At 57.8% G+C, this 2079-nt stretch carries 2 protein-coding genes; one reads left to right on the top strand and one right to left on the bottom strand.

What is annotated here, in order from left to right; all coding sequences use genetic code 11:
• Window positions 1-1490 (bottom strand): D-alanyl-D-alanine carboxypeptidase/D-alanyl-D-alanine endopeptidase (gene dacB / locus VJ956_RS03220; RefSeq protein ID WP_324081579.1); only part of this gene is annotated, 1490 nt, incomplete at its 3' end.
• A gap of 283 nt (window positions 1491-1773) precedes the next feature.
• Between dacB and VJ956_RS03215 the strand changes: the two genes are divergently transcribed.
• The coding region (locus VJ956_RS03215) for a glutathione S-transferase N-terminal domain-containing protein (RefSeq protein ID WP_324081577.1) at window positions 1774-2079 on the top strand (306 nt) is incomplete at its 3' end.

Here is a 2079-nt window from a genome sequence, read left to right as displayed (position 1 = left end):
TGAATCGCGGTCGAATTACCGGCCCGGGAGAGAGTGGTGCCTGTTGGCGGCCTGAAGTGCAGGGAATAAAGAATGCGGTCGAGCACTGCCTGGCCATTCCAGGCGGGATTGTTGTTCACCATGCCCACGACCGCCCAGGTGGTATTATTGTCATCGCGGGTGTATCCGGCAATTGAGCGAACATCCTGAAGGTAACCGGTTTTGATCCTGCCCTCACCGTCCATACCGGTATTGCGAAGCCGGCCCGCCATAGTGCCATCGAGTCCAATCAGTGGCAGCGAGGCCATCAGGTCGGCCGAGAAAGGGCTGTTCCAGGCATGCTGGAGAATCTGGGCGCCCTGACGCGCGGTAATCCGGCCCTCCCGGGTCAGGCCGGCACCGTTTTCGATCATCAGGCCCGCGGTGTTGATATCTTTGGCTTCAAGCCACCGGGTGATGGCGCGGATACCTGCCAGGCGGTCGTCGGTGTCGTCTGTTTTCCGGTTCTCGGCGCCGATGGTGAGCAGCAGCTGGCGGGCCATGACGTTGCTGCTCCACTTGTTGATGTCCCTTACCATCGATACCAGATCGGGAGAAGAGGTGGTCAGCAGAAGCCTGGCATCCTCAGGCGTTGTTGCCAGGCGGTTGTTACCGGCAAGCTCTATAGACATGTCGGCGAGCAGCGAACGTATCAGCGACGCGGTGTACTGTTCCTGACTCATCAGCGAAAGGTAGGCGGATGTCCTGCATCCTTCAGGCAGTTCGCCATTAACCCTTACCGTTACCCCGCCATTATCATGAAATACCGGCTCCCACTCAAAATAACGGCGAGCAGGGCAGGGGCCTTCGGCGCTCGCCGTCACCCGGTTGTCAATCACTATCTCTTGCAGGGCAGGCGCGCTCCATGCCTGGGTGCCGCGCTCGTCAGAGCGCACCTGGAAGTGGACCAGGTTCAGGTTGCTGAGATAGGGTGAGGGCTCTACCAGAAACGGAGCGTGGGGGTTATTGCCGTTATCCTCGAAGGCGGGAGTTTCCCCGGTCAGCCTGAATACATCGCCGTCCAGTACCAGGTCGCCGGTAATGCTGCTGATGCCCATGCCCCGCATTTCGCTGAGCACAGTCCAGAGCCGTTCAATGGTCAGCTTGGGGTCGCCACCCATGGCTACGTAAAGATTGCCGTTCAGCCTGTCGCCCTGCAGGCGCCCGTCAGTCAGAAAGCGCGTTTCCCAATGGTAACTCGGGCCCAGCAATTCCAGGGCTGCGTAAGTCGTGATCAGCTTGATAATGGAGCCGGGGCTCATCAGCTCGTCGGCATTGATATACTGTTCAATGCCGGGACCATCCAGGGGGATGGCCGCCATGCTGAGCGCCTGATCGTTGTGCAGTGACCGGTTGGCATAGGCACGCATCTGACCAGACCAGGTTTTTGCTGGTTTGTTGGCTGCTGACTGATCACTGGCCTGAACCGGCAGCGCCAGTATCGTTGCCAGCGCCACTGACAGACCTGCCATCAACGCTATCACCGGCCGCCCTGCTGTCCGGCCCAAGGGCCCGCGGGTGGACGAGGAGACTGTCGGGTGGGCAAGTGACATCATGATAGCGGCTCAATGGATCGATGTACCTTAACAATAGCTCATATTGTTTCAGCCTACTATGTTGATTGTCTCTATACGGCGTTAAAAAATGCCAGTAGCAACGCTGTTTTCATTGCGGTTTTGTTATCTTGTGTAATCTATCCTGGTCGCCCTGCCTTATACTCTGGAACTGCATGCCCTGTTTAAAAAGGATGAATGAATGATTAATGCCATTACCCACAATATTAACGTATTGGGTTCGGTCGCTACGTCCTCGCTGGCCGCGTGGCGTGGTTGTCTGGTGGTTCACGCGGTGCCGCAACCTGAAAAGCCTCTGGTGCTCTACGATATTGAGGCCTGCCCCTATTGCCGGCGGGTACGCGAAGCGCTGACCGCCCTGCATCTGGATGTTGAAATCCGGCCCTGTCCGAAGGGTGGGCACAAATTCCGCAGTGAGGCAGAAGCGCTGGGCGGCAAGCAGCAGTTTCCATTGCTGGTGGACGAAAACACGGGAACCGTGCTGTAT

Origin of the sequence: Marinobacter sp., from assembly GCF_035268745.1 — a bacterium.
In the GTDB taxonomy this organism is placed as follows: Bacteria; Pseudomonadota; Gammaproteobacteria; order Pseudomonadales; family Oleiphilaceae; genus Marinobacter.
This window is presented reverse-complemented; position numbering and strand designations above follow the sequence as displayed.